This is a genomic window from Paraburkholderia sp. CI3 (genome assembly GCF_050436505.1).
GTDB lineage: Bacteria > Pseudomonadota > Gammaproteobacteria > Burkholderiales > Burkholderiaceae > Paraburkholderia > Paraburkholderia tuberum.
In genome coordinates, this window is the sequence record NZ_JBNDMI010000004.1 from 4,155,496 (window position 1) to 4,176,090 (window position 20,595).

Genomic DNA, 20,595 nt, shown 5'->3' on the forward strand with positions numbered 1-20,595 from the left:
ACCGTGCGACCCGCTGCGCGACGCAGTCCGCCGTGTTCGCTTAATCGTTCCGCTTTGGCGTTCCAGGGCCCCGCGTCGCCATCCGCCACGCACAGCGTTTGTGTCCTAGCGTTGTCGTTTTCCTGATCGACGTTTGCGCATCCTGCCCATATCACGTGCGAGATGCCTCTCAACCGCCCGCCCAGAGCCTAGCAATGACGACCCAGCAACCGACCATCATCTACACCCTTACCGACGAGGCCCCGCTGCTTGCGACGGCCGCGTTCCTGCCGATCATCCGGACCTTCACCAGGCCGGCCGGCATCGAGGTCGAGACCAGCGACATCTCGGTCGCGGGCCGCATCCTCGGTGAGTTTCCCGAGTTTCTGACCGAAGCGCAGCGGGTGCCCGACAACCTCGCGGAACTCGGTCGCCTGACCTCGTTACCCGATACCAACATCATCAAGCTGCCCAACATCAGCGCATCGGTGCCGCAACTGACGAGCGCGATCAGGGAACTGCAGGCGAAGGGCTACAAGGTGCCCGACTATCCGGAAGATCCGAAGACCGACGAACAGAAGGCGATCCGTCAGCGCTACTCGAAGTGTCTCGGCAGCGCGGTGAACCCGGTGCTGCGCGAGGGCAACTCGGACCGTCGCGCGCCGGCCGCGGTGAAGAACTACGCCCGCAAGCACCCGCACAGCATGGCCGAATGGAGCATGGCGTCGCGCACGCACGTCGCGCACATGCGGCACGGCGACTTCTATCACGGCGAAAAATCGATGACGCTCGATCGCGCGCGCGACGTAAAGATGGAACTCGTCACGAAGAACGGCAAGACGATCGTGCTGAAGCCGAAGGTCGCGCTGCAGGACGGTGAGATCATCGACAGCATGTTCATGAGCAGGAAGGCGCTGCTAGCGTTCTATGAAGACCAGATGGAAGATGCGCGCAAGACCGGCATGATGCTGTCGCTGCACGTGAAGGCGACGATGATGAAGATCTCGCACCCGATCGTCTTCGGCCACGCGGTGAAAGTGTTCTACAAGGACGCGTTCGCGAAGCACGGCAAGCTGTTCGAGGAACTTGGCGTGAACGTCAACAACGGCCTCGTCAATCTGTACGAGAAGCTCGAGACGCTGCCGGAATCGCAGCGCGAGGAGGTGATCCGCGACCTGCACGCATGCCACGAGCATCGTCCGGAACTGGCGATGGTCGATTCGGCGAAGGGCATCTCGAACCTGCACGCGCCGAACGACGTGATCGTCGATGCGTCGATGCCGGCGATGATTCGCCTCGGCGGCAAGATGTGGGGCGCCGACGGTCGTCCGAAAGACACCAAGGCGGTGATCCCGGAGAGCACGTTCGCGCGCATCTACCAGGAGATCATCAACTTCTGCAAGACCAACGGCGCGTTCGATCCGGTCACGATGGGCACCGTGCCGAACGTCGGCCTGATGGCGCAGAAGGCGGAAGAATACGGCTCGCACGACAAGACCTTCGAAGTGCCGGAAGACGGCGAGGCGCGCATTGTCGATCTAGCCAGCGGCGAGGTGCTGCTCACGCAGAACGTCGAGCAGGGCGACATCTGGCGCATGTGCGAGGTGAAGGACGCGGCGATCCGCGATTGGGTCAAGCTCGCGGTCACGCGCGTGCGCAATTCCGGCATGCCCGCGGTGTTCTGGCTCGACCCGTATCGCCCGCACGAAGCGGAGCTGATCAGGAAGGTCGAGGCCTACCTGAAGGATTACGACACCACGGGCCTCGACATCCAGATCATGTCGCAGGTGCGCGCGATGCGTTACACGCTCGAGCGCGTCGTGCGCGGGCTCGATACGATCTCGGTCACCGGCAACATCCTGCGGGATTATCTGACCGACCTGTTCCCGATCATGGAGCTGGGCACGAGCGCGAAGATGCTGTCGATCGTGCCGTTGATGGCGGGCGGCGGCATGTACGAGACCGGCGCGGGTGGTTCGGCGCCGAAGCATGTGAAGCAGCTCGTCGAAGAGAACCATCTGCGTTGGGACTCGCTCGGCGAGTTCCTCGCGCTCGCGGCGTCGCTCGAAGAACTGGGCATCAAGACCGGCAACAACCGGGCGAAGATCCTCGCGAAGACGCTCGACACCGCAACCGGCAAGCTGCTCGACAACAATCGCAGCCCGAGCCCGAAGACGGGCGAGCTCGACAATCGCGGCAGCCAGTTCTATCTGGCGATGTACTGGGCGCAGGAGCTGGCCGCGCAAACGGACGACGCCGCGCTCGCCGCGCAGTTCGCGCCGCTCGCGACGCAGCTGACCGCCAACGAGCAGGTGATCGTGGCGGAGCTCGCGTCGGTGCAGGGCGCGCCGGCGGACATCGGCGGCTATTACAAGCCGGACTTCAACAAGCTCGAAGAGGTGATGCGGCCGAGCCGCACGCTGAACGAGGCGCTCGGGGCGGTACGCGTCGAATGACGTGATGCGTGAAGTGAGGTGATGTGAAGACGAGCCGCCGGCGGGCGGCCAATGCTACCGGCGAACGCGTTCAATACTGCACGACGATCGCGACCCGCCGGTTGGCCGCTCTTGCCGCCGCGTCATTGCCGGCGACCAGCGGAAAATTGTCCGCCCGTCCGATCGCGGCCAGCCGATGCGGCTCGATCCCGCGCTCGACCAGATACCTGACCACGGCCCCCGCGCGAGCCGACGACAGCTCCCAGTTGGACGCATACTTCGCGGTCGAAATCGGCACACTTTCGGTATGCCCTTCGACGAGCACATTCCCCGTCGCATCCTTTGGCAGTCCCTGCGCGATCTGATTGAGTACATCGAACGAATCGACGACCTTCTTGTCATCGTTTGCGCGTGGCGTAATGGCGCAGGTTGGTCGCGACCCAGCGGCCGCCAAAATTTTTGGTTCTTCGAGGATGCCGAACTAAATTCGGCTTCGTCGTGGGCGTGTTGTGAGTTCGTTGAAAGCAGTTTGTGAGCGGTCGATTTGAATGAGCGAACCGCAGCGAATGCTATGCTCTCGTTCGACCAAAAATATTGCGCCTGTCGCGCGACATCCCTACATGACGAATCTGATCAAGCGCGCTTCGGCCGAGGCGCGCGCTTTCCGTAACCGCGACGCCCAAGCCATCGGCGGAAAACAGAAAATGGCCCACAAAAAGGCGCCCAAATCCACGCGCAACGCGAGCGGCACCGTCGAGCACGACGCACACGACGCACACGACGCGCCGCAAATCGAAGCGCCGCGCAAGCCGCGCTTCGCACCGGTGACGTTCTCCGAAGAGGGCGGCGTGCGCTACCTGCATTTCGGTACGGAATGGGTGCAAGGCGCGATGCGTCTGCGCAAGCCCGATCACATCGAACTCGAATACGCGCAGCAGATGATGGCCTGGCTGCTATTCCTCGAAACGCCGAAGCGCATCGTGCAGCTCGGGCTCGGCGCCGCGTCGCTGACCAAGTTCGCGCACCGCTTCCTGACGAGCGCGAAGGTCGAGGCCGTCGAACTGAATCCGGCGGTCGTCGTGGCCGCGCGCACGATGTTCGAACTGCCGCCCGACGACGCGCGTCTGAGCGTGCATGAAAGCGACGCGTGGGACTTCGTCAACGAGAGCGCGAACCACGGCACCATCGGCGCGCTGCAGATCGACGTCTACGACGCGACCGCGCGCGGCCCAGTACTCGACAGCGTCGGCTTTTACCGTGCGGCACGTGCGTGTCTGACCGACGCGGGCATCGTCACGGTGAATCTGTTCGGCGATCATCCTAGCTTCGTGCGCAACATGAAGCGTCTGAACGAAGCCTTCGACGGTCGCGTCGTCGCGCTGCCCGAAGTGCACGACGGCAACCGTATCGCGATCGCCTTCTCGGGCCCCGCGCTCGACGTGCCGTTCACCGCGCTAGAGGCGCGCGCGAAGCTGATCGAAGCCGAGCTCGGCTTGCCGGCGCGCAAATGGATCAAGGGCCTGCGCGAATCGACGGGGCAGACGGACGCATCGTTTGCGATCTGATCAGCGCACGGAGAATGAAGCGGCCGTCCCGGCGTATCGGTCGGCACGGCCGCTTTGCTTCCGGTATTTTTTTCACGTCTACGCCGCAACGTCATCCAGCCTGCATCGTTGGCGCTTCCGTCGCGTTGTTGGACGCCGACGCGCCTCGGGTCGTCCCTGCTTGACCGGGAGTTCGCCACTCCTATACTCTTTCGAAGCTTTCGGGGAGCCCGTGGCTGACCGCGGGACGACCACCCGCTGAGTTCCACCTCCCGTCGACCGCGGGCAGATAAATTCTAAATAGGAAACAGGAGACGTCATGGCTCACGACGCCGACGTGAAGAAAGCCAGCAAGCACTGGCTCTGGCTATTGCTGCTACCGTGGATCGCGATGATCTGGGTGCCGTCCTACAACCGGATCGAGCCGCAGCTGTTCGATTTCCCGTTCTTCTACTGGTATCAGCTGATGTGGGTGCTGATCAGCGCGGTCATCACCGCGTTCGTCTATTCGAAGACCAGGTCCCGCTATACGGGTCGCACGAACGGGGGCGCGCAACGATGAACCCCATTGCAACTTTCGTCTTCGTTCTGTTTTTCATCGGCGTCACGATTCTCGGCTTCGTCGCGGCCCACTGGCGGCGCGGCGATCTCGCGCATATCGAAGAGTGGGGTCTCGGCGGCCGGCGCTTCGGCACGATCGTCACGTGGTTCCTGCTCGGCGGCGACCTGTACACCGCCTACACGTTCATCGCGGTGCCGGCGCTCGTGTTCGGTGCGGGCGCAACGGGCTTCTTCGCGCTGCCATACACGATCCTGATCTATCCGTTCGCGTTCGTCGTGTTCCCGAAGCTGTGGAGCGTCGCGAAGCGGCACGGCTACGTGACCTCGGCGGACTTCGTGTCGGCCCGCTACGGCAGCCGCATGCTCGCGCTCGCCGTCGCGGTGACCGGCATCGTCGCGACGATGCCGTACATCGCGCTGCAACTGGTCGGTATCGAAGTGGTGATCGGCGCGCTCGGTTTCGACACGACCGGCTTCGTCGGCGATCTGCCGCTGATCATTGCATTCGCGATCCTCGCGGCCTACACGTACACGTCGGGCCTGCGCGCGCCGGCCATGATCGCGGTCGTCAAGGACGTCCTGATCTACGTGACGATCTTCGCCGCGATCATCGTGATTCCGCCGCAGCTGGGCGGCTTCGGCCATATCTTCGGCGCGGTCCCGCCGGCCAAGCTGCTGCTGAAGTCGCCGGACGTGTCGAGCCTGAACGGCTATAGCGCGTACGCGACGCTCGCGGTGGGTTCGGCGCTCGCGCTGTTCCTGTATCCGCACTCGATCACCGCGGTGCTGTCGTCGAAGTCGGGCAACACGATCCGCCGCAACATGGCGTTGCTGCCGGCGTATTCGCTGGTGCTCGGCCTGCTCGCGCTGCTCGGCTTCATGGCGCTCGCGGCCGGCGTGAAGGACATGCCGGAGTTCGCGCCGTACTTCAAGGCCTTCGGCCCGAACTTCGCAGTGCCGGCGCTGTTCCTGCACTTCTTCCCGTCGTGGTTCGTCGGCGTCGCGTTCGCGGCGATCGGTATCGGCGCGCTGGTGCCGGCGGCGATCATGTCGATCGCGGCGGCGAATCTGTACACGCGCAACGTGCACAAGGAGTTCGTCAACCGCAACATGACGCACGAGCAGGAGACCAACGTTGCGAAGCTGGTGTCGCTGATCGTCAAGGTCGGCGCGGTGGCGTTCATTCTCGGTCTGCCGCTCACGTACGCGATCCAGTTGCAACTGCTCGGCGGGATCTGGATCATCCAGACGCTGCCGGCGATCGTGCTGGGTCTCTACACGCGCGTGCTCGACTACCGGGGTCTGTTGCTCGGCTGGGCGGCAGGTATCGCGACCGGCACGTGGATGGCGATTTCGTTGAACCTCGCGAGCTCGATCTTCACGATCCATCTGTTCGGCATGGCGATTCCGGGCTATGCGGCCGTGTGGTCGCTGGTCGTGAACCTCGTGGTGTCGGTCGTCGTGAGCCTGGTCGTGCGCGCGGTGGGCATGCAGCGCGCCGAGGACCGTACGCGTCCGGAGGACTACCTGGACATCGTCGAAGGCTGATTCCAGCTGCAAATCACGTTCTGAAACACGCAACGCCCGCCGAAGGAAGTTGGCGGGCGTTTGTGTTTACGGGGCACTCCAGGGCAGGATAGCGGAACCGTCCTTTCACGCGTTCGCCGCGCGCCGCCATGGCTGCTGCAGATACTCCCACCGTGATCTCCCGCCGCGCGGCACTCAGCCGGATGGTGCGCGCGGTCACGTCGCCGTATTACCGCTACCGGCACGCGAAGGTACTGCATAGCCTGCGCGTCGGCCTCGCGATGCTGGTGTCGATTCTCGCGACGACCGGCATCGATATTCCGCACGGCATCTGGTCGTCGGTGACGTTGCTGATCGTGATCGGCGGCTTGCAGCATCACGGCAATATCCGCAAGAAAGCGGCCGAACGCGCGGCCGGCACGCTGCTCGGCGCATCGATCGGGCTCGTGCTGATCGTGCAGCAAAACTTCATCGGCTCGCTGCCGCTCACCTATGTGCTGATGGCGATCGTCGCGTCGATCTGCGCGTGGTTCGCGATTGGCTCGTCCGGCTATATCGGGCTGTTGACCGCCATCACGATGTGCATCGTCGCGGGCCACGGCGACAATCTGATCGACGTCGGCCTGTGGCGCACGCTGAACGTGCTGATCGGTATCGTCATCGCGCTGGCGTTTTCGTTCGCGTTTCCGCTGCACGCGACGTATTCGTGGCGCTACGGCCTCGCCGCCAATCTGCGCGAATGCGCGGGCATCTACGCGCGGCTGCTCGACGGCGAAACGATCACCGAGGAGGAGCAGATCAAGCGCTTCCTGCGGATCAACAAGCGGCTCGTGCAACTGCGCTCGCTGATGCCGTCGGTCGCGAAGGAAATCGACGTGCCGCAGTCGAGGCTCGAGGAGATCCAGCGGCTGCATCGCTCGGTGCTCAGCTCGCTGGAACTGCTTGCCACGGGGCCGCTGATGAACGCCGATGCCGCCGCGCGCACCACCTATGCAGCGCATTGCGGCGCCGAGGTGCGCGCCGTGCGGGCGATCCTGTTGTCCACCGCGCGCGGGCTGCGTTTTGGCCGTCCGTCGCGCTTTGGCATTCCGGCCGCGGCGCCGCCCGCGAAGGGGTACGGCGACGTGGCCACCGCGTTGCCGCCCGACTGGCAAGGGCCGTACTGGCTCGGTCAGCGGCTCGCGGAGCAGGTAGACCGGTTGCGCGCGCTATTGCTGGAGACCGAGCCGAACTGGAACATCGAGCGGCACGAGCGGGCGACGCGTGGTAGGTAGGTGCTAGGGTCTGTTTACATATGGAACGCACGTGCGTTGCCGCGAGAAGGGCCGCTCGCAAGGATTGCGACGCCGCGAATACTCGACGTATTCGCAAGGAGCATGACGCAGCGAGCGGCCCTTCTCGCGGCAACCCCAGTTCTGAATTTCATTCCAGGGGAATGCCCGCTATCGGCCGCATGGCGGCGTCGCGCGTCGCTCACGTGGCGCGGCCACGCAGCGCTCCTTACTCCTTGCCCTGCGCCCCGAAGGAAGTCCCCTTGGGGGACGGCCGATAGCGGGCATTCGCACGTGCGTTCCATATGTAAACAGACCCTAGCGCTGGCCTGCCCCTAAGCCTCAAACCTGCGGCGGCAGCGTGACCATCCACATCATGCCGAAGCGGTCTATCACCATTCCGAAGCCCTTGCTCCAGAACGTTTGCTGGAACGGCATCACGACCTGGCCGCCATCGGCGAGCGCGTTGAAGCATTTTTCCGCCGACGCGCCGTCATCGACGGTCAGCGACAGACTGAAGCCATTGAACGGGCCGGCCGCCGGATCGCAGTTGCCGTCGGAAGCCATCCACGTGCTCGAGCCCAGCTGCACGCTCGCGTGCATGATCTTGTCGGCGAGTTCGGGGCGTGGCGGATTGTGCGCGTCCGGCGGCGCTTCCTTGAACAGCATCTTGAAGGTCACCTGGGCACCGAGCTTGTCGGTGTAGTAATCGAGCGCTTCCTGGCAACGGCCGTTGAAGAACACATAGGGCTGAACGTACATGATCGTCTCCATGGTCAGGCGTTGGGCGGGCGCCGTCGTTCCTCGCCAGCGGCGGTGGGGAGAGGCGTGGAGTCGATTGTAGTCGGTGGCGGCGCGTCGATTGTGACGCTATGTCGCCGGTGGCGATGCAGCGCAAACGAAAAGCGGCGCTGAACCGTGAGGTCCAGCGCCGTCCGTCATCGATTGCATTCGCGCGGAGCCGCGCGGCGAGCGTGAGCGTCACTCAGCCAGCCAGGCCCGCCGCCTCCGGCGCCTCAGCGCAGCGTGTCGATCAGCTTTTCCAGCTTCACCGCGTCCGCGGCGAACGTGCGGATGCCTTCGGAGAGCTTCTCGGTCGCCATCGCTTCGTCGTTGAGGAGGAAGCGGAACGACTTCTCGTCGACCGGCACGCGCTCGATGTCCGCGTCGTGCGATGTCTCCGGCGACAGCTTGCGTTCGACCTTGTCGGTGCTCTCGTGCAGTTTCTGCAGCAGGTCGGGGCTGATTGTCAGCAGATCGCAGCCGGCCAGTTCCAGAATCTGCGAGGTCGTGCGGAAGCTCGCGCCCATCACCTCGGTCTTGTAGCCGAACTTCTTGTAGTACGCGTAGATGCGGCGCACCGACTTGACGCCCGGATCGTTGGCGCCGCCGTCTTTCGCTTCGTCCCACGCGCTGCCGGCGTCCTTCTTGTACCAGTCGTAGATGCGGCCGACGAACGGCGAGATCAGCTGCGCGCCAGCTTCCGCGGCGGCGGCGGCCTGCACGAGCGAGAACAGCAGCGTCATGTTGCAGTGGATGCCTTCCTTCTGCAGCGCCTCGGCCGCGCGCACGCCTTCCCACGTCGACGCGAGCTTGATCAGCACGCGGTCGCGCTCGATGCCGTGTTCCTTGTACAGCGCGATCAGCTCGCGGCCTTTCGCGATCGAGCCTTCGACGTCGAACGACAGGCGCGCGTCGACTTCGGTCGACACCCGCCCCGGGATGATCTTCAGGATTTCGGTGCCGAAGGCGATCAGCAACTGGTCGATGATCGCGCCGGCCGGCTTCGACGCATGCGCCTTCACGGTCTTTTCGAGCAGCGGCCGGTAGTCGTCTTTCTGCACGGCCTTCAGAATCAGCGACGGATTGGTGGTCGCATCACGCGGCTTGTACTGCGCGAGCTGCTGGAAGTCGCCGGTGTCGGCCACCACGGTGGTGTATTGCTTGAGTTGGTCGAGTGCGGTTGTCATGTTCGGGCCTTCAGGGCGCGTGTGCGCCATGGTTCAGGAGAAGTGAGGACGCCGCCGCGCCGGCAGGGGGAATCAGCCGGCGCCGGCGGCCGCGGGTCAAGCCGCAGCGCGTCCCACGATGGCTTGGGAAACGCTGCCGGATACGTCTATTCTATGGCGGATCGCCGAGGACGGTATGAACACCGCGTGTGGACAGCCGGGCGGGGATATCCTTTCACGCGCGCCGCGCGTTCAGCACGACTTGCGTCACCACGCCCGCGACGAGCCCCCAGAACGCCGAGCCGATCGACAGCAGCGTGAGTCCCGACGCGGTCACCATGAACGTGACGAGCGCCGCCTCCCGCTGCCTCGTATCCTGCATCGCATTGGCGAGCCCGCTCATGATCGAGCCGAACAGCGCGAGCGCCGCGACCGACACGACCAACTCCTTCGGGAACGCCGCGAACAGCGCGGCGATCGTCGCGCCGAACACGCCCGCGAGCAGATAGAAAATGCCGCCCCATACGGCCGCTGTGTAGCGCCTGGCGGGGTTTTCGTGCGCTTCAGGGCCGGTGCAGATCGCCGCCGTGATCGCGGCAAGATTGATGCCGTGCGAGCCAAACGGCGCGAGTAGCAGCGACGCGACGCCGGTCGTCGCGATCAGCGGCGCGGACGGGGTCGTATAGCCGTCGGCGCGCAGCACCGCGATGCCCGGCACGTTCTGCGAAGCCATCGCGACCACGAACAGCGGAATGCCGATGCTCACGCAAGCCGCCACCGAAAACGACGGCATCGTCAGCACCGGGTGCGCGCGCGACGTGAAAGTGGCTGAAGTCGAGCAGCCCGAGGCCGCCGGCGGCTGCCGTGCCGGCCACGAGCGTGGTCGGAATCGCATAACGCGGCACGAACCGTTTGACGATCAGGTAGGTAAAGAACATCGTTAGCACGAGCGCGGTCTGGTACTGCGCGGCACGGAAAATCTCGATGCCGATCTCGAACAGGATGCCCGCGAGCAGCGCTGCCGCAAGGCCGGACGGAATCCGCTTCATCAGCGCGTCGAACCAGCCGGTGACGCCGACCAGCGTCAGCAGCGCCGCGCAGAAGATGAACGCGCCGATCGCCTGCGCATACTCGACATGCGGCAGCGACGACACCAGCAGCGCCGCGCCCGGCGTCGACCACGCGATCACGATCGGCGCGCGAAAGCGCAGCGACAGGCTGATCGTGCACAGGCCCATGCCGATCGACAGCGCCCAGATCCACGACGAAATCTGCGCGTCGCTCAGATGCGCGGCCTGGCCCGCCTGGAACATCAGCACGAGCGAGCTCGTGTAGCCGGTCATCGCCGCGACGAAGCCCGCGACGATCGTCGACAGCGACGTATCGGCGAGCGGATTGAAGCGCCTCTGCGGTGTGGCGGCGGGAGACAGCTGGGGCGACGGGGACGAACTCATGCGAAGGCTTTCTTGTTGTGGAAGTTGAAGCGTCGGGACGTGGATTCTGGAACGGCGGGCGTTACTTGCTCAGCACCCGCATGGCCGTCTCGAGGCCCGCGAGCGTCAACGGATACATGCGGTGGCCCAGCACTTCGCGGATCGCGCTGACCGACTGCCGGTACGGCCACAGCGCTTCCGGCTCCGGGTTCAGCCACGCGAAGTGCGGGAAGTGATCGGCGAGCCGGCGCAACCACACCGCGCCGGCCTCGGCGTTGTTGTACTCGACCGAGCCGCCGGGCTGCAACACTTCGTACGGGCTCATCGTCGCGTCGCCGACGAAGATCAGCTTGTAGTCGGGCGTGAACTTGTGCAGGACGTCCCACGTCGGTGTGCGCTCGGCGTGGCGGCGGCGGTTGTGCTTCCACAGGAAGTCGTACACGCAGTTGTGGAAGTAGTAGAACTCGAGGTGCTTGAACTCGGCCTTCGCGGCGGAGAACAGCTCCTCGGTGCGCTTCACGTGATCGTCCATCGAGCCGCCGACGTCGAGCAGCATCAGCACCTTCACGTTGTTGTGCCGCTCGGGCACCATCTTCAGATCGAGCCAGCCGGCGTTCGCGGCGGTGCTGCGGATCGTGTCGGGCAAATCGAGTTCTTCCGCCGCGCCTTCGCGGGCGAACCGGCGCAACCGTCGCAGCGCGACCTTGATGTTGCGCGTGCCGATTTCGACCTGGTCGTCGTAGTCGCGATACGCGCGCGCTTCCCATACCTTGACGGCCGTGCGATTGCCGGCCGCGTCGCCGCCGATGCGCACGCCTTCGGGGTTATAGCCGCCGTGACCGAACGGCGACGTGCCGCCCGTCCCGATCCACTTGTTGCCGCCCTCGTGGCGCTCTTTCTGCTCGTCGAACAGTTCCTTCAGGCGCTCCATCAGCTTGTCGATGCCGCCCATCGCCTCGATCTGCGCCTTTTCCTCGGGCGACAGATCGCGTTGCAGCTTCTTCTTCAGCCAGTCGGGCGGAATCTCGAACGCGAGCTCAGAGGTCGCCGCGACACCGTTGAAAAAGGCGCCGAACGCCTGGTCGAACTTGTCGAAGTACTGCTCGTCCTTCACGAGCGTGATGCGCGAGAGGTAGTAGAACTCGTCGAGCGACGGCGCGATCACGTTGGCCTTCAGCGCTTCGAGCAGCGTCAGGTATTCCTTCACCGAGACCGGCAGGCGGGCGGCGCGCAGCGAGTAGAAAAAGTCGATCAGCATGCTGGATGTCCTGCGGCGCGGCGCCCGCTCAACGGTTGTTGCGGTTCATGAACAGCAGCCGCTCGAACAGGCTCACGTCCTGTTCGTTCTTCAGCAGCGCGCCGTGCAGGGGCGGCACGATCTGCTTCTGATCGGCCGAGCGCAGTGCTTCGGGCGGAATGTCTTCGGCGAGCAGCAGCTTGAGCCAGTCGAGCAGTTCGGAGGTGGACGGCTTCTTCTTCAGCCCCGCGACGTTGCGCAGCTCGAAGAAGCTCTGCAGCGCCGCGGCGAGCAGATCCTTCTTGATGCCGGGGTAATGCACGTCGACGATCTGCTGCATCGTCGTCGCATCCGGAAACCTGATGTAGTGGAAGAAGCAGCGGCGCAGGAACGCGTCGGGCAACTCCTTCTCGTTGTTCGACGTGATGATCACGAGCGGGCGATGTCTGGCGCGCACCAGCTCGCGCGTCTCGTACACGTAGAACTCCATGCGATCGAGTTCGCGCAGCAGGTCGTTCGGGAATTCGATGTCGGCCTTGTCGATCTCGTCGATCAGCAGCACGCTCTGCTCGTCCGATTCGAACGCCTGCCACAGCACGCCCTTGACGATGTAGTTGCGGATGTCCTTCACGCGCTCGTCGCCGAGCTGCGAATCGCGCAGACGCGACACCGCGTCGTATTCGTACAGCCCCTGCTGTGCCTTGGTGGTCGACTTGATGTGCCATTGCAAGAGCGGCATGCCGAGCGCGGCGGCGACTTCCTCGGCGAGCATGGTCTTGCCGGTACCGGGTTCGCCCTTGATCAGCAGCGGACGCTTGAGCGTCATCGCGGCGTTGACCGCGAGCTTGAGGTCGTCGGTGGCGACGTACTGCGATGAGCCTTCGAAACGCATGACGAGATGCTCTTGTGCGGGAAAAAACCCAGTATAAGTCAGAAGGCCTGTTGGCCTGAAACCGGCTCACGTATGGTGTCAGCCGCGCAGTGACGCGGCGGCGGTGCCGCTGTGGCGTCGTTGCGAAGCCGCCGTGGGCATGGCGTGGGGCCCGTCCCGGCGGGCGTTGCGCGGCCCCCGTGTCTGGTGGACGTTCGGCGCGGCGTCGCGGTACAATGAGCCCGATTTTTTTGGCCTGCGCGGCTACCCTACAAGAAGAACGGCGCGGACCGCTGCCTTTGTGGGCAACCGTTTCCCCTCAAGCCAGGTTACATCTATGAATAAATTCGTCGGCAAACACGTCGTGATCGTAGCGCTGTCGGTGCTCGCGGGGTATGCGGCCAATGCGCAGGCAGCGGATGTCGTAGGCAACGCCAAGGCGGGCCAGGACAAGGTCGCGATGTGTATCGGCTGCCACGGCATCCCTGAATACCGCACGGCTTATCCAGAGGTTTTCCGCGTGCCGAAGCTCGGTGGCCAGAATCAGGCCTACCTCGAAAACGCGCTGCGCGCCTACAAGAAGGGCGACCGCCATTTCGCCACGATGCACGCGATCGCGGTGACGCTGTCGGATCAGGACATTGCCGATGTCGCCGCGTACTACGCAGCGCAAACTGCCGCTTCGAAAAACAATCCCGACAAGTGATCGGCGTCGGTCACCAGCACATCCAATTCGCGGGATAGGAGATTTCATGATCAAGCCCCAACAGGCACTCCACACGGTATTCAAGGCGGTCGGCGCGGCGGCGGTAATCGGTCTGGCCGCAGCGAACTCAGCACACGCGGCCGACGCCGGCAAGGGTAAGGTGCTCGCCGACAGCCACAACTGCGCGGCCTGCCACGGGCCCAACCTGAACAAGCCGGTGAGCCCGGAGTATCCGAAGCTGGCCGGTCAGTACGCCGACTATGTCTACTGGGCGCTGCGTCAGTACCAGATGGGTACTGGCAATCCACACCTCGGCCGCAACAACGCGATCATGCAGGCACAGGTGCAAAGCCTGTCGCTAGGCGACATGAAGGACATCGCCGCCTACATCGAATCGCTGCCAGGCGACCTCGTGCAGAAGAAGTAAGCGTCGGGCGCCGGTTTCGCGCCGAAGCTTCAAAAGCAAAACACCCCGCCTTGGCGGGGTGTTTTGCTTTGAGGGCGTCGTACCTCGGCGTGCTGGCGTCGTGCCGCGCCGGAGTTTCCAGTCGCCTCAGTCGCGCGTCGCGCGCCGTTCGATGCGCTGCAGATACGCGTCCGTGTCCGGCGGCGTGCCGGTGCGCTGCGCTTCCCAGATGGTTTCGCCGAGGCAGTCCATGATCGCGTGCTGCGCCTCGTGCGTCGAGCCGAGGCGCGCGGCGAGCCGCTCATGCGCGGCTCGAATGCCGGGCGGCTGATCGATCGACAACTGCTCGGAGATCGCCAGGTGCATCGACAGGTGCAGGAACGGATTGGTCTGGCCGCGCTCTGGCGAATAGTCCTGCGCCTGGGCGGCGGGACCATCGGCGAGATCGGCGTGATATTCGGGATGCTCGACGATCCAGTCGGCGGCGATCGCCTCGAGCGGCGTCAAAATCTCGCCCTGGCGCTGTTTGCGCCAGGTGTCGGTGAAAAAGAGGCGAACTTCGTCGCGGCTGGGATTGAACATCGTGGAATCGGTGCGTGGGAGTGGAGGCGCGGAGCGCGACGGTGCGGGTCCGCAGTGCGCGCTGAGCGTAAGGCACTATTTTACGCGGCGGCCGCGTGGGCTGCAGGCGCGCTGCACTGCCTCGGGTTTCGAGCTGGACCGGCCTTATAGATCGGGTGGCGGGGTCTTCGGCCGGAACTCGCACAGCGGCTCGATCGCGCAATGCCAGCATTCGGGGCGGCGCGCCTTGCATACGTAGCGTCCATGCAGGATCAGCCAGTGGTGCGCATCCTGCCTGAATTCGGCGGGCGTGAATTTTTCGAGTGCCGCTTCGACCGCGCGCACGTCCTTGCCGGGCGCGAGGCCGGTGCGGTTGGCGACGCGGAAAATGTGCGTGTCGACCGCGATGGTCGGATGGCCGAATGCGGTGTTCAGGATCACGTTGGCCGTTTTGCGGCCGACACCGGGCAGCCCTTCGAGTGCCTCGCGATCCTCGGGCACCTCGCCGCCATACCGGTCGAGCAGAATGCGGCAGGTCGCGATCACGTTCTTCGCCTTCGTGCGATACAGACCGATCGTCTTGATATAGCTCGCGACACCTTCCTCGCCGAGGTCGAACACCTTCTGCGGCGTGTTCGCGACCGGAAACATCCTGCGCATCGCCTTGTTGACCGACACGTCGGTCGCCTGCGCCGACAGCAGCACCGCGATCAGCAGTTCGAACGGCGTCGTGTACTCGAGCTCGGTGGTCGGATGCGGATTGAGGCTCTGAAGCGTTTCGTAGATCGCGCGGCGTTTGTTCGCGTTCATGCGGAGCGGGTCCGTGTGAGTGGGCCGGGTTGCGTCGGCGTGGTCAGCGCGCGGTTGGCGGCGAGTTGGACGGCGGATTGGACTCGTTTGACTCATTTGACTCGTCGGACTGCTGCTCCGAGCCGGGCGTGTCGCCACCGCTGGCAAGACCGAGACGGCGGCGGCGCGCTTCGGCGGCGTCGATCTGTGCCTGCACGTCGGCGCTGACGTTCTCGGTGTTCAGCGGTCCCTCGCCTTTCGCGGCCAAGTCTTCCTTCTTCTTGCGCGCGCGTTCGAGCGCGGCCTGGATGATCGCGCGTTTCTTCGCTTCCGCGTCGTCCGCAATCGGGGCGGCGGGAGCCTCGGACGGCACTGTCGCGCCGCTTGCCGCAACCGCGTCCGGCGCAGCCGGTGGCGCGCTTGCGGCTCGCCGCGCCGCAGCGCGCGCTTCGGCGGCGTCGCGCTCGCGCGCGAGACGGGTCTCGCGGCGGTTATGACGCGCCCGCGCCGCGTCCGCGTGGCTTTGGCTCCATGCATCCCAGCCGGTGGCCTCGCCGGTCACGGGGAGCATCGTGATGCAGTCGACCGGGCAGGGCGGCACGCACAGGTCGCAGCCGGTGCATAGCTCGGCGACCACGGTGTGCATCTGTTTCGGTGCGCCAACTATCGCGTCGACCGGACACGCCTGCATGCACAGCGTGCAGCCGATGCACACCTGTTCGTCGATAACCGCCAACGGACGCGGACGTTCGACGCCATTGGCCGAATTGAGCGGAATCACCGGTTTGCCGAGCAGCGCGGCGAGGCGCGCGATGCCCTCGGCGCCGCCGGGCGGGCACTGGTTATAGTTCGCCTCGCCATTGGCGACGGCTTCGGCATACGGACGGCATGCGGGATAACCGCACTTCGTGCATTGCGTTTGGGGCAGCAGATCTTCGATGCGATCCGCGAGTGTTTTGACGTCTGTCACGGTTGCGGCGCGGGGGTTTGCCGTGCGATCGCACGACCTGAACTAAATAGCACATTATCGCCGATTTCCCGGATTGCCATTCGCAATCCATGTGCCATAATCGAAGCGCTTCATTCGAAAGACCGCAGAAAAGGGTGTGTTTCCCAACCACGACGCGCCCGCTAAACGCCGCCACAAAAAGGCTCGAGGAGAGGCCGGCGGCGCGATCCGGAGAACGCGGCTCACGAAGACGATGCCACCATGAATCAGCCGAAAATCAAAAGAGATCCTGAAGGCACGAGGCGCCGCATCTTGCTCGCGGCGGCGGAAGAGTTCGCAAATGGAGGGCTGTTCGGCGCGCGGGTCGATCAGATCGCTCGCCGCGCGGAAACCAATGAACGAATGCTCTACTACTACTTCGGTAGCAAGGAGCAGCTATTCACCGCGGTACTCGAGCACGCGTTCAGCGCGCTCAACGAAGCGGAACGCACGCTCGAACTCAACGGAATCGCGCCGGTCGAGGCGGTTACGCGTCTCGCGCATTTCGTGTGGGACTACTACCGCGATCATCCCGAGTTGTTGAGGCTCATCAACAACGAGAATCTGCATGAAGCACGCTATATGCAGAAGTCCACGCGCATACGCGAAATGATTTCGCCGATCGTCGCCACGCTCGGCGGCATTCTCGAACGTGGGCAGCGCGCGGGGCTGTTTCGCACGAACATCGACCCGCTGCGCTTTTACGTGACGCTCTCGGGCATGGGCTACTACATCGTGTCGAACCGTTTCACGCTCGAGGCGACGCTCGGCCGCGATTTCAGCAGCGCCGCCGAACGCAGCGAGGTGATTCAGATGAATACCGAACTGCTGCTCGCGTATTTGTTGAGAAAGTAACGGGCAGTGCCGCGGTGATCATGGCCGCGGCAAAAAATCAGTATCACGAACAAAGCGCGATAAAAAAGCCAACGGCCTCGAACGGGACCGTTGGCTTTTTATATGCTAATGCAAGTTTGATGCTCAGGCTTCGACTTTTTCTTTCGCCGTTTTTGCTGCCTTGTTGTGCTCGAGAATGAAGTCGCGCAATTGCGGGTAAATGATCGTGCGCCAGCGGCGGCCCGAGAAAATGCCGTAGTGGCCGCATTTCTCCGCAGTGAAGTGACGCTTGTTCTTCGCCGGAATGCCGCTGCACAAGTCGTGCGCCGCGTAAGTCTGGCCGTCGCCGGAAATGTCGTCGAGTTCACCTTCGATCGTAAACAGCGCGGTCGTCGTGATGTCCTGCGGCCGCACCGGTTCGCCGTTGACGACCCACGTGCCCTCGGCAAGACGGAACTCCTGGAACACGACGCGGATCGTGTCGAGGTAATAATCGGCATCCATGTCGAGCACCGCGTTGTACTCGTCGTAGAACCGGCGGTGCGCTTCGGCGTCGTCCTCGTCGCCGCGCAGCAGGCTCTGGTAGAAATCCCAGTGCGACGCCGCGTGACGCTCCGGATTCATCGCGACGAAACCAGTGTGCTGCAGGAAGCCGGGGTAGACCTTGCGGCCCGCGCCGGGATAGTTCGGCGGCACCGTGAAGATCACGTTGTTCTCGAACCACTCGTACGAGTGCTGCGTGGCCAGCGAATTGACCGAGGTCGGGCTCTTTCGTGCGTCGATCGGGCCGCCCATCATCGTCATCGTGCGCGGCGTGTCCTCGCCGCGGCTCGCCATCAGCGAAATGGCGGCGAGCACCGGCACGGTCGGCTGGCACACCGAGATCACGTGCAGATTCTTCGCGCCGATATGGCGAATGAATTCCTGGATATACGCGATGTAGTCGTTCAGACCGAACCAGCCGGCTTCTAGCGGCACCATGCGCGCGTCGAGCCAGTCGGTGATGTAGACCTTGTGGTCTTGCAGCAACGTGCGCACGGTATCGCGTAGCAGTGTGGCGTGGTGTCCTGACAACGGTGCGCAGACGAGCACGACCGGTTCGTCTTTCAGTTGGCTGACAGCTTCGCTGTCGTCCGCGAAGCGCTTGAAGCGCATGAGACGGCAGAACGGCTTTTCGATGAACGTCTGCTCGACGATCGGAATGTTATGGCCGTCTTTGACAATCTGGTGAATATTGAACTCGGGCTTTTCGTAGTCCTTGCCGAGCCGGTAAAGCAGTTCGTAGCCGGCGGAAAGGCGCGTGGCGCCCGGCACATAGGCTAGCGGACTGGCCGGATTCGCAAATGATTTCGATGCGGCCTGAGCCCAGGCGGTGAGGGGGCTCAACATCGCCCGCTGGAATTCATGAAATTGATAGAGCATGTTTGCTCCGTTTTAAGCGGTTCGCATGGGGCTTCGCAAACACGCGTGAGGCGTTGCGGCGGGCCATTGTGGTTGTAGGCACATTATTGTCGGCCGACAGTCAGATCGATAATATCGAACAAGGCAAATTTGTGCAATGCAACAATATTCGCATTCAGTGTACGCAAATTGTCACTGCGTCATGCTAATGGCGATGCTGCTCCGCCGCTATCAGGGCTTGCCTGATCCTCAAGCTCCATCGCGCGGATGCCGTTATGCGCCGGATGGCCGGTCGCCTGCGCCATCTCCTGCTCGTGCTTCATCAGGTTCAGTCCGGTGTGCACGAGCGCCACGTGGGAGAACGCCTGCGGAAAATTGCCGACGAGACGTTTATCGACCGGGTCGTACTCCTCGGACAGCAGGCCGACGTCGTTGCACAGCGCGAGCAGCCGCTCGTACATCTCGATGGCTTCCTGCACGCGTCCCTGCAGCGCAAGGTTATCCACCATCCAGAACGAACACGCAAGAAAGGTGCCTTCCCCCGGTGGCAAGCCGTCGTCGTATTCCGTGGTGCGGTAGCGCAGCACGAAGCCGCCGTGCATCAGGTCCCGCTCGATCGCCTCGACCGTGCCCTTGATGCGCGGATCGTGCGGCGGCAGGAAGGCGACCAGCGGCATCAGCAGCACGCTCGCGTCGAGCCGATCGCTGCCGTAGTACTGCGAGAACGCGTTGAGCTGCGGATTCCACGCCTTCTCGCAGACCTCGGCGTGGATCGTGTCACGCATCGCGCGCCATTCGTCGAGGGGGCCGTCGAGCTTGAACATTTCGGCCGAGCGGATCGCGCGGTCGAACGCGACCCACGCCATCACCTTCGAGAACGTGAAATGCTCGGGGCCGCCGCGCGTCTCCCAGATGCCTTCGTCGGGTTCGCGCCAGATCGTGCTCAGGTGCTCGAGCATCGCGCGCTGCACGCTCCACGCGGTGACGTCCGCCTGCAGGCCGCCGACGCGCGCCAGATGCAGCGCGTTCATCACCTCGCCGTAGACGTCGAGCTGACGCTGCCCGACCGCATTGTTGCCGATGCGCACTGGTTTCGCGCCCTCGTAGCCGGGCAGCCAGTCGATTTCGGATTCGGGCAGGCGCCGCTCGCCGCCGATGCCGTACATGATCTGCAACTGGTCCGGCGCGCCCGCCATCACGCGGCCGAGCCAGCTGCGCCAGGCGCGCGCTTCGTCGTAGTAGCCGCCGCGCATCATCGCGAGCAGCGTGATGGTCGCGTCGCGCAGCCAGCAGTAGCGGTAGTCCCAGTTGCGCGTGCCGCCGAGCCGCTCGGGCAGCGACGTGGTGGGCGCCGCGACGATGCCGCCGGTCGGCTCGTAGGCGAGCGCGCGCAGCGTGATCAGCGAGCGGCGGATCGGCCCGGCCCAGCGTCCTTCGACGGTGCCGCGCGCCGCCCATTCGAGCCAGTGGTTCTCGGTGCGCGCGAGCGACGTGTGCGGATCGCGCGCGGGCGGAATGCGCAGATGCGACGCCGCGTACGCGAGCGAGAACGGCACGCGCTCGCCCTCGGTTACCGTGAATTCCGCGACGGTCTTCATGTCTTCGCCGTGCAGCTCGACCGGCGTGCGCAGCACCGCGTTGTCGGGGCCGACGATCGCCTTGATGCCGCTGTCGTGCTTGAGCTTGTCGACCCACGGAATCGAGAAGCCATAGTCGAAGCGCAGCACGAGTTCCATCTTCATGCGCACGGTGCCGCGCTTGCCGACGACGATGCGGATCAGCTCCGACCAGCCGTTGCCGGGCGGCATGAAATCGATCAGCGTGACGGCGCCGTCGGGCGTTTCGAAGTCGGTTTCGAGGATCAGCGTTTCGCCGCGATAGCGCCGCGTGATGGTCGGCGCGCCGTGCTCGCCGTCGGTAGCGGGGGCGAGCAGCCAACGGCCGTTGTCGGGCGAGCCGAGCAGCGCAGCGAAGCAGGCGCCCGAGTCGAAGCGCGGCCAGCAGAGCCAGTCGACGGAACCCTCGCGGGAGATGAGCGCGGCGGTATGGCCATCGCCGATGAGTGCGTAGTCTTCGATATGTGCAGGCATGGAAAGCGTGTCG

The 20,595-nt window shown here is 64.3% G+C and carries 17 protein-coding genes and 2 pseudogenes; 8 read left to right on the forward strand and 11 right to left on the reverse strand.

Translation table 11 applies throughout. The features are described from left to right. Nucleotides 1-194 precede the first annotated feature (194 nt). A complete protein-coding gene (locus tag OKW29_RS40560) occupies nt 195-2,435 on the forward strand; it encodes an NADP-dependent isocitrate dehydrogenase (protein ID WP_187611030.1) in 2,241 nt (746 codons plus the stop codon). Nucleotides 2,436-2,505: 70 nt separating this feature from the next. Here OKW29_RS40560 and OKW29_RS40565 read toward each other — a convergent pair. Continuing rightward, a pseudogene (locus OKW29_RS40565) lies at nt 2,506-2,796 on the reverse strand (OmpA/MotB family protein); the annotation flags it as partial. 238 nt (nt 2,797-3,034) lie between these two features. Between OKW29_RS40565 and OKW29_RS40570 the strand changes: the two are divergent. From OKW29_RS40570 to OKW29_RS40585, 4 genes are all read left to right on the forward strand, one after another. Beyond that, complete coding sequence (locus tag OKW29_RS40570) at nt 3,035-3,979, forward strand: spermidine synthase (protein ID WP_429294830.1); 945 nt, start codon at nt 3,035-3,037, stop codon at nt 3,977-3,979. 298 nt (nt 3,980-4,277) lie between these two features. Next, nucleotides 4,278-4,520 carry a DUF3311 domain-containing protein gene (locus OKW29_RS40575; RefSeq protein WP_429294831.1) on the forward strand — a complete coding sequence of 81 codons (243 nt, stop codon included), beginning with the start codon at nt 4,278-4,280 and terminating at the stop codon, nt 4,518-4,520. Further along, entirely contained in the window at nt 4,517-6,067 is a 1,551-nt protein-coding gene (gene mctP / locus OKW29_RS40580) for a monocarboxylate uptake permease MctP (protein WP_429294832.1), read from the forward strand. The genes OKW29_RS40575 and mctP overlap by 4 nt, the downstream gene beginning before the upstream one ends. Before the next feature lie 128 nt (nt 6,068-6,195). Beyond that, entirely contained in the window at nt 6,196-7,320 is a 1,125-nt protein-coding gene (locus OKW29_RS40585) for an FUSC family protein (RefSeq protein ID WP_429294833.1), read from the forward strand. Between the two features lie 339 nt (nt 7,321-7,659). Here the strand turns inward: OKW29_RS40585 and OKW29_RS40590 are convergent, their stop codons facing one another. The 5 genes and pseudogenes from OKW29_RS40590 to OKW29_RS40610 form a co-directional block, all read right to left on the reverse strand. After that, on the reverse strand, nt 7,660-8,079 hold the full coding sequence (locus OKW29_RS40590) for a VOC family protein (RefSeq protein WP_429294834.1): 420 nt from the start codon (nt 8,077-8,079) through the stop codon (nt 7,660-7,662). A gap of 254 nt (nt 8,080-8,333) precedes the next feature. After that, a complete protein-coding gene (gene tal / locus OKW29_RS40595; RefSeq protein WP_429294835.1) occupies nt 8,334-9,287 on the reverse strand; it encodes a transaldolase in 954 nt (317 codons plus the stop codon). A gap of 214 nt (nt 9,288-9,501) precedes the next feature. Further along, nucleotides 9,502-10,720: pseudogene (locus tag OKW29_RS40600) on the reverse strand (benzoate/H(+) symporter BenE family transporter). Nucleotides 10,721-10,781: 61 nt separating this feature from the next. Then, nucleotides 10,782-11,957, reverse strand: a complete 1,176-nt coding sequence (locus OKW29_RS40605; RefSeq protein ID WP_018419886.1) for a vWA domain-containing protein — start codon at nt 11,955-11,957, stop codon at nt 10,782-10,784. Between the two features lie 28 nt (nt 11,958-11,985). Next, complete coding sequence (locus tag OKW29_RS40610; RefSeq protein WP_090803635.1) at nt 11,986-12,828, reverse strand: AAA family ATPase; 843 nt, start codon at nt 12,826-12,828, stop codon at nt 11,986-11,988. A gap of 316 nt (nt 12,829-13,144) precedes the next feature. Between OKW29_RS40610 and OKW29_RS40615 the strand changes: the two genes are divergently transcribed. Next, nucleotides 13,145-13,513 (forward strand): c-type cytochrome, encoded by a 369-nt coding sequence (locus OKW29_RS40615; protein ID WP_184021535.1) that lies wholly within the window; start codon nt 13,145-13,147, stop codon nt 13,511-13,513. Between the two features lie 46 nt (nt 13,514-13,559). Then, complete coding sequence (locus OKW29_RS40620; protein WP_429294836.1) at nt 13,560-13,940, forward strand: c-type cytochrome; 381 nt, start codon at nt 13,560-13,562, stop codon at nt 13,938-13,940. Between the two features lie 126 nt (nt 13,941-14,066). On the opposite strand, the gene OKW29_RS40625 is transcribed toward OKW29_RS40620, so the two are convergent. The 3 genes from OKW29_RS40625 to rsxB form a co-directional block, all read right to left on the reverse strand. Beyond that, nucleotides 14,067-14,501 (reverse strand): DUF1841 family protein, encoded by a 435-nt coding sequence (locus OKW29_RS40625; protein ID WP_018419890.1) that lies wholly within the window; start codon nt 14,499-14,501, stop codon nt 14,067-14,069. Between the two features lie 144 nt (nt 14,502-14,645). Beyond that, nucleotides 14,646-15,290, reverse strand: coding sequence for an endonuclease III (gene nth, locus OKW29_RS40630; protein WP_187611024.1), 645 nt, complete (start codon nt 15,288-15,290; stop codon nt 14,646-14,648). Nucleotides 15,291-15,333: 43 nt separating this feature from the next. Then, nucleotides 15,334-16,239 (reverse strand): electron transport complex subunit RsxB, encoded by a 906-nt coding sequence (gene rsxB, locus OKW29_RS40635; protein ID WP_429294837.1) that lies wholly within the window; start codon nt 16,237-16,239, stop codon nt 15,334-15,336. 240 nt (nt 16,240-16,479) lie between these two features. Between rsxB and OKW29_RS40640 the strand changes: the two genes are divergently transcribed. Beyond that, nucleotides 16,480-17,112, forward strand: coding sequence for a TetR family transcriptional regulator (locus tag OKW29_RS40640; protein ID WP_013088849.1), 633 nt, complete (start codon nt 16,480-16,482; stop codon nt 17,110-17,112). A 123-nt stretch (nt 17,113-17,235) separates the two neighbouring features. On the opposite strand, the gene OKW29_RS40645 is transcribed toward OKW29_RS40640, so the two are convergent. Further along, nucleotides 17,236-18,513 (reverse strand): polyhydroxyalkanoate depolymerase, encoded by a 1,278-nt coding sequence (locus OKW29_RS40645; RefSeq protein ID WP_090803645.1) that lies wholly within the window; start codon nt 18,511-18,513, stop codon nt 17,236-17,238. Between the two features lie 179 nt (nt 18,514-18,692). Beyond that, nucleotides 18,693-20,582, reverse strand: coding sequence for a glycoside hydrolase family 15 protein (locus OKW29_RS40650; protein ID WP_429294838.1), 1,890 nt, complete (start codon nt 20,580-20,582; stop codon nt 18,693-18,695). Between the last annotated feature and the right edge of the window lie 13 nt (nt 20,583-20,595).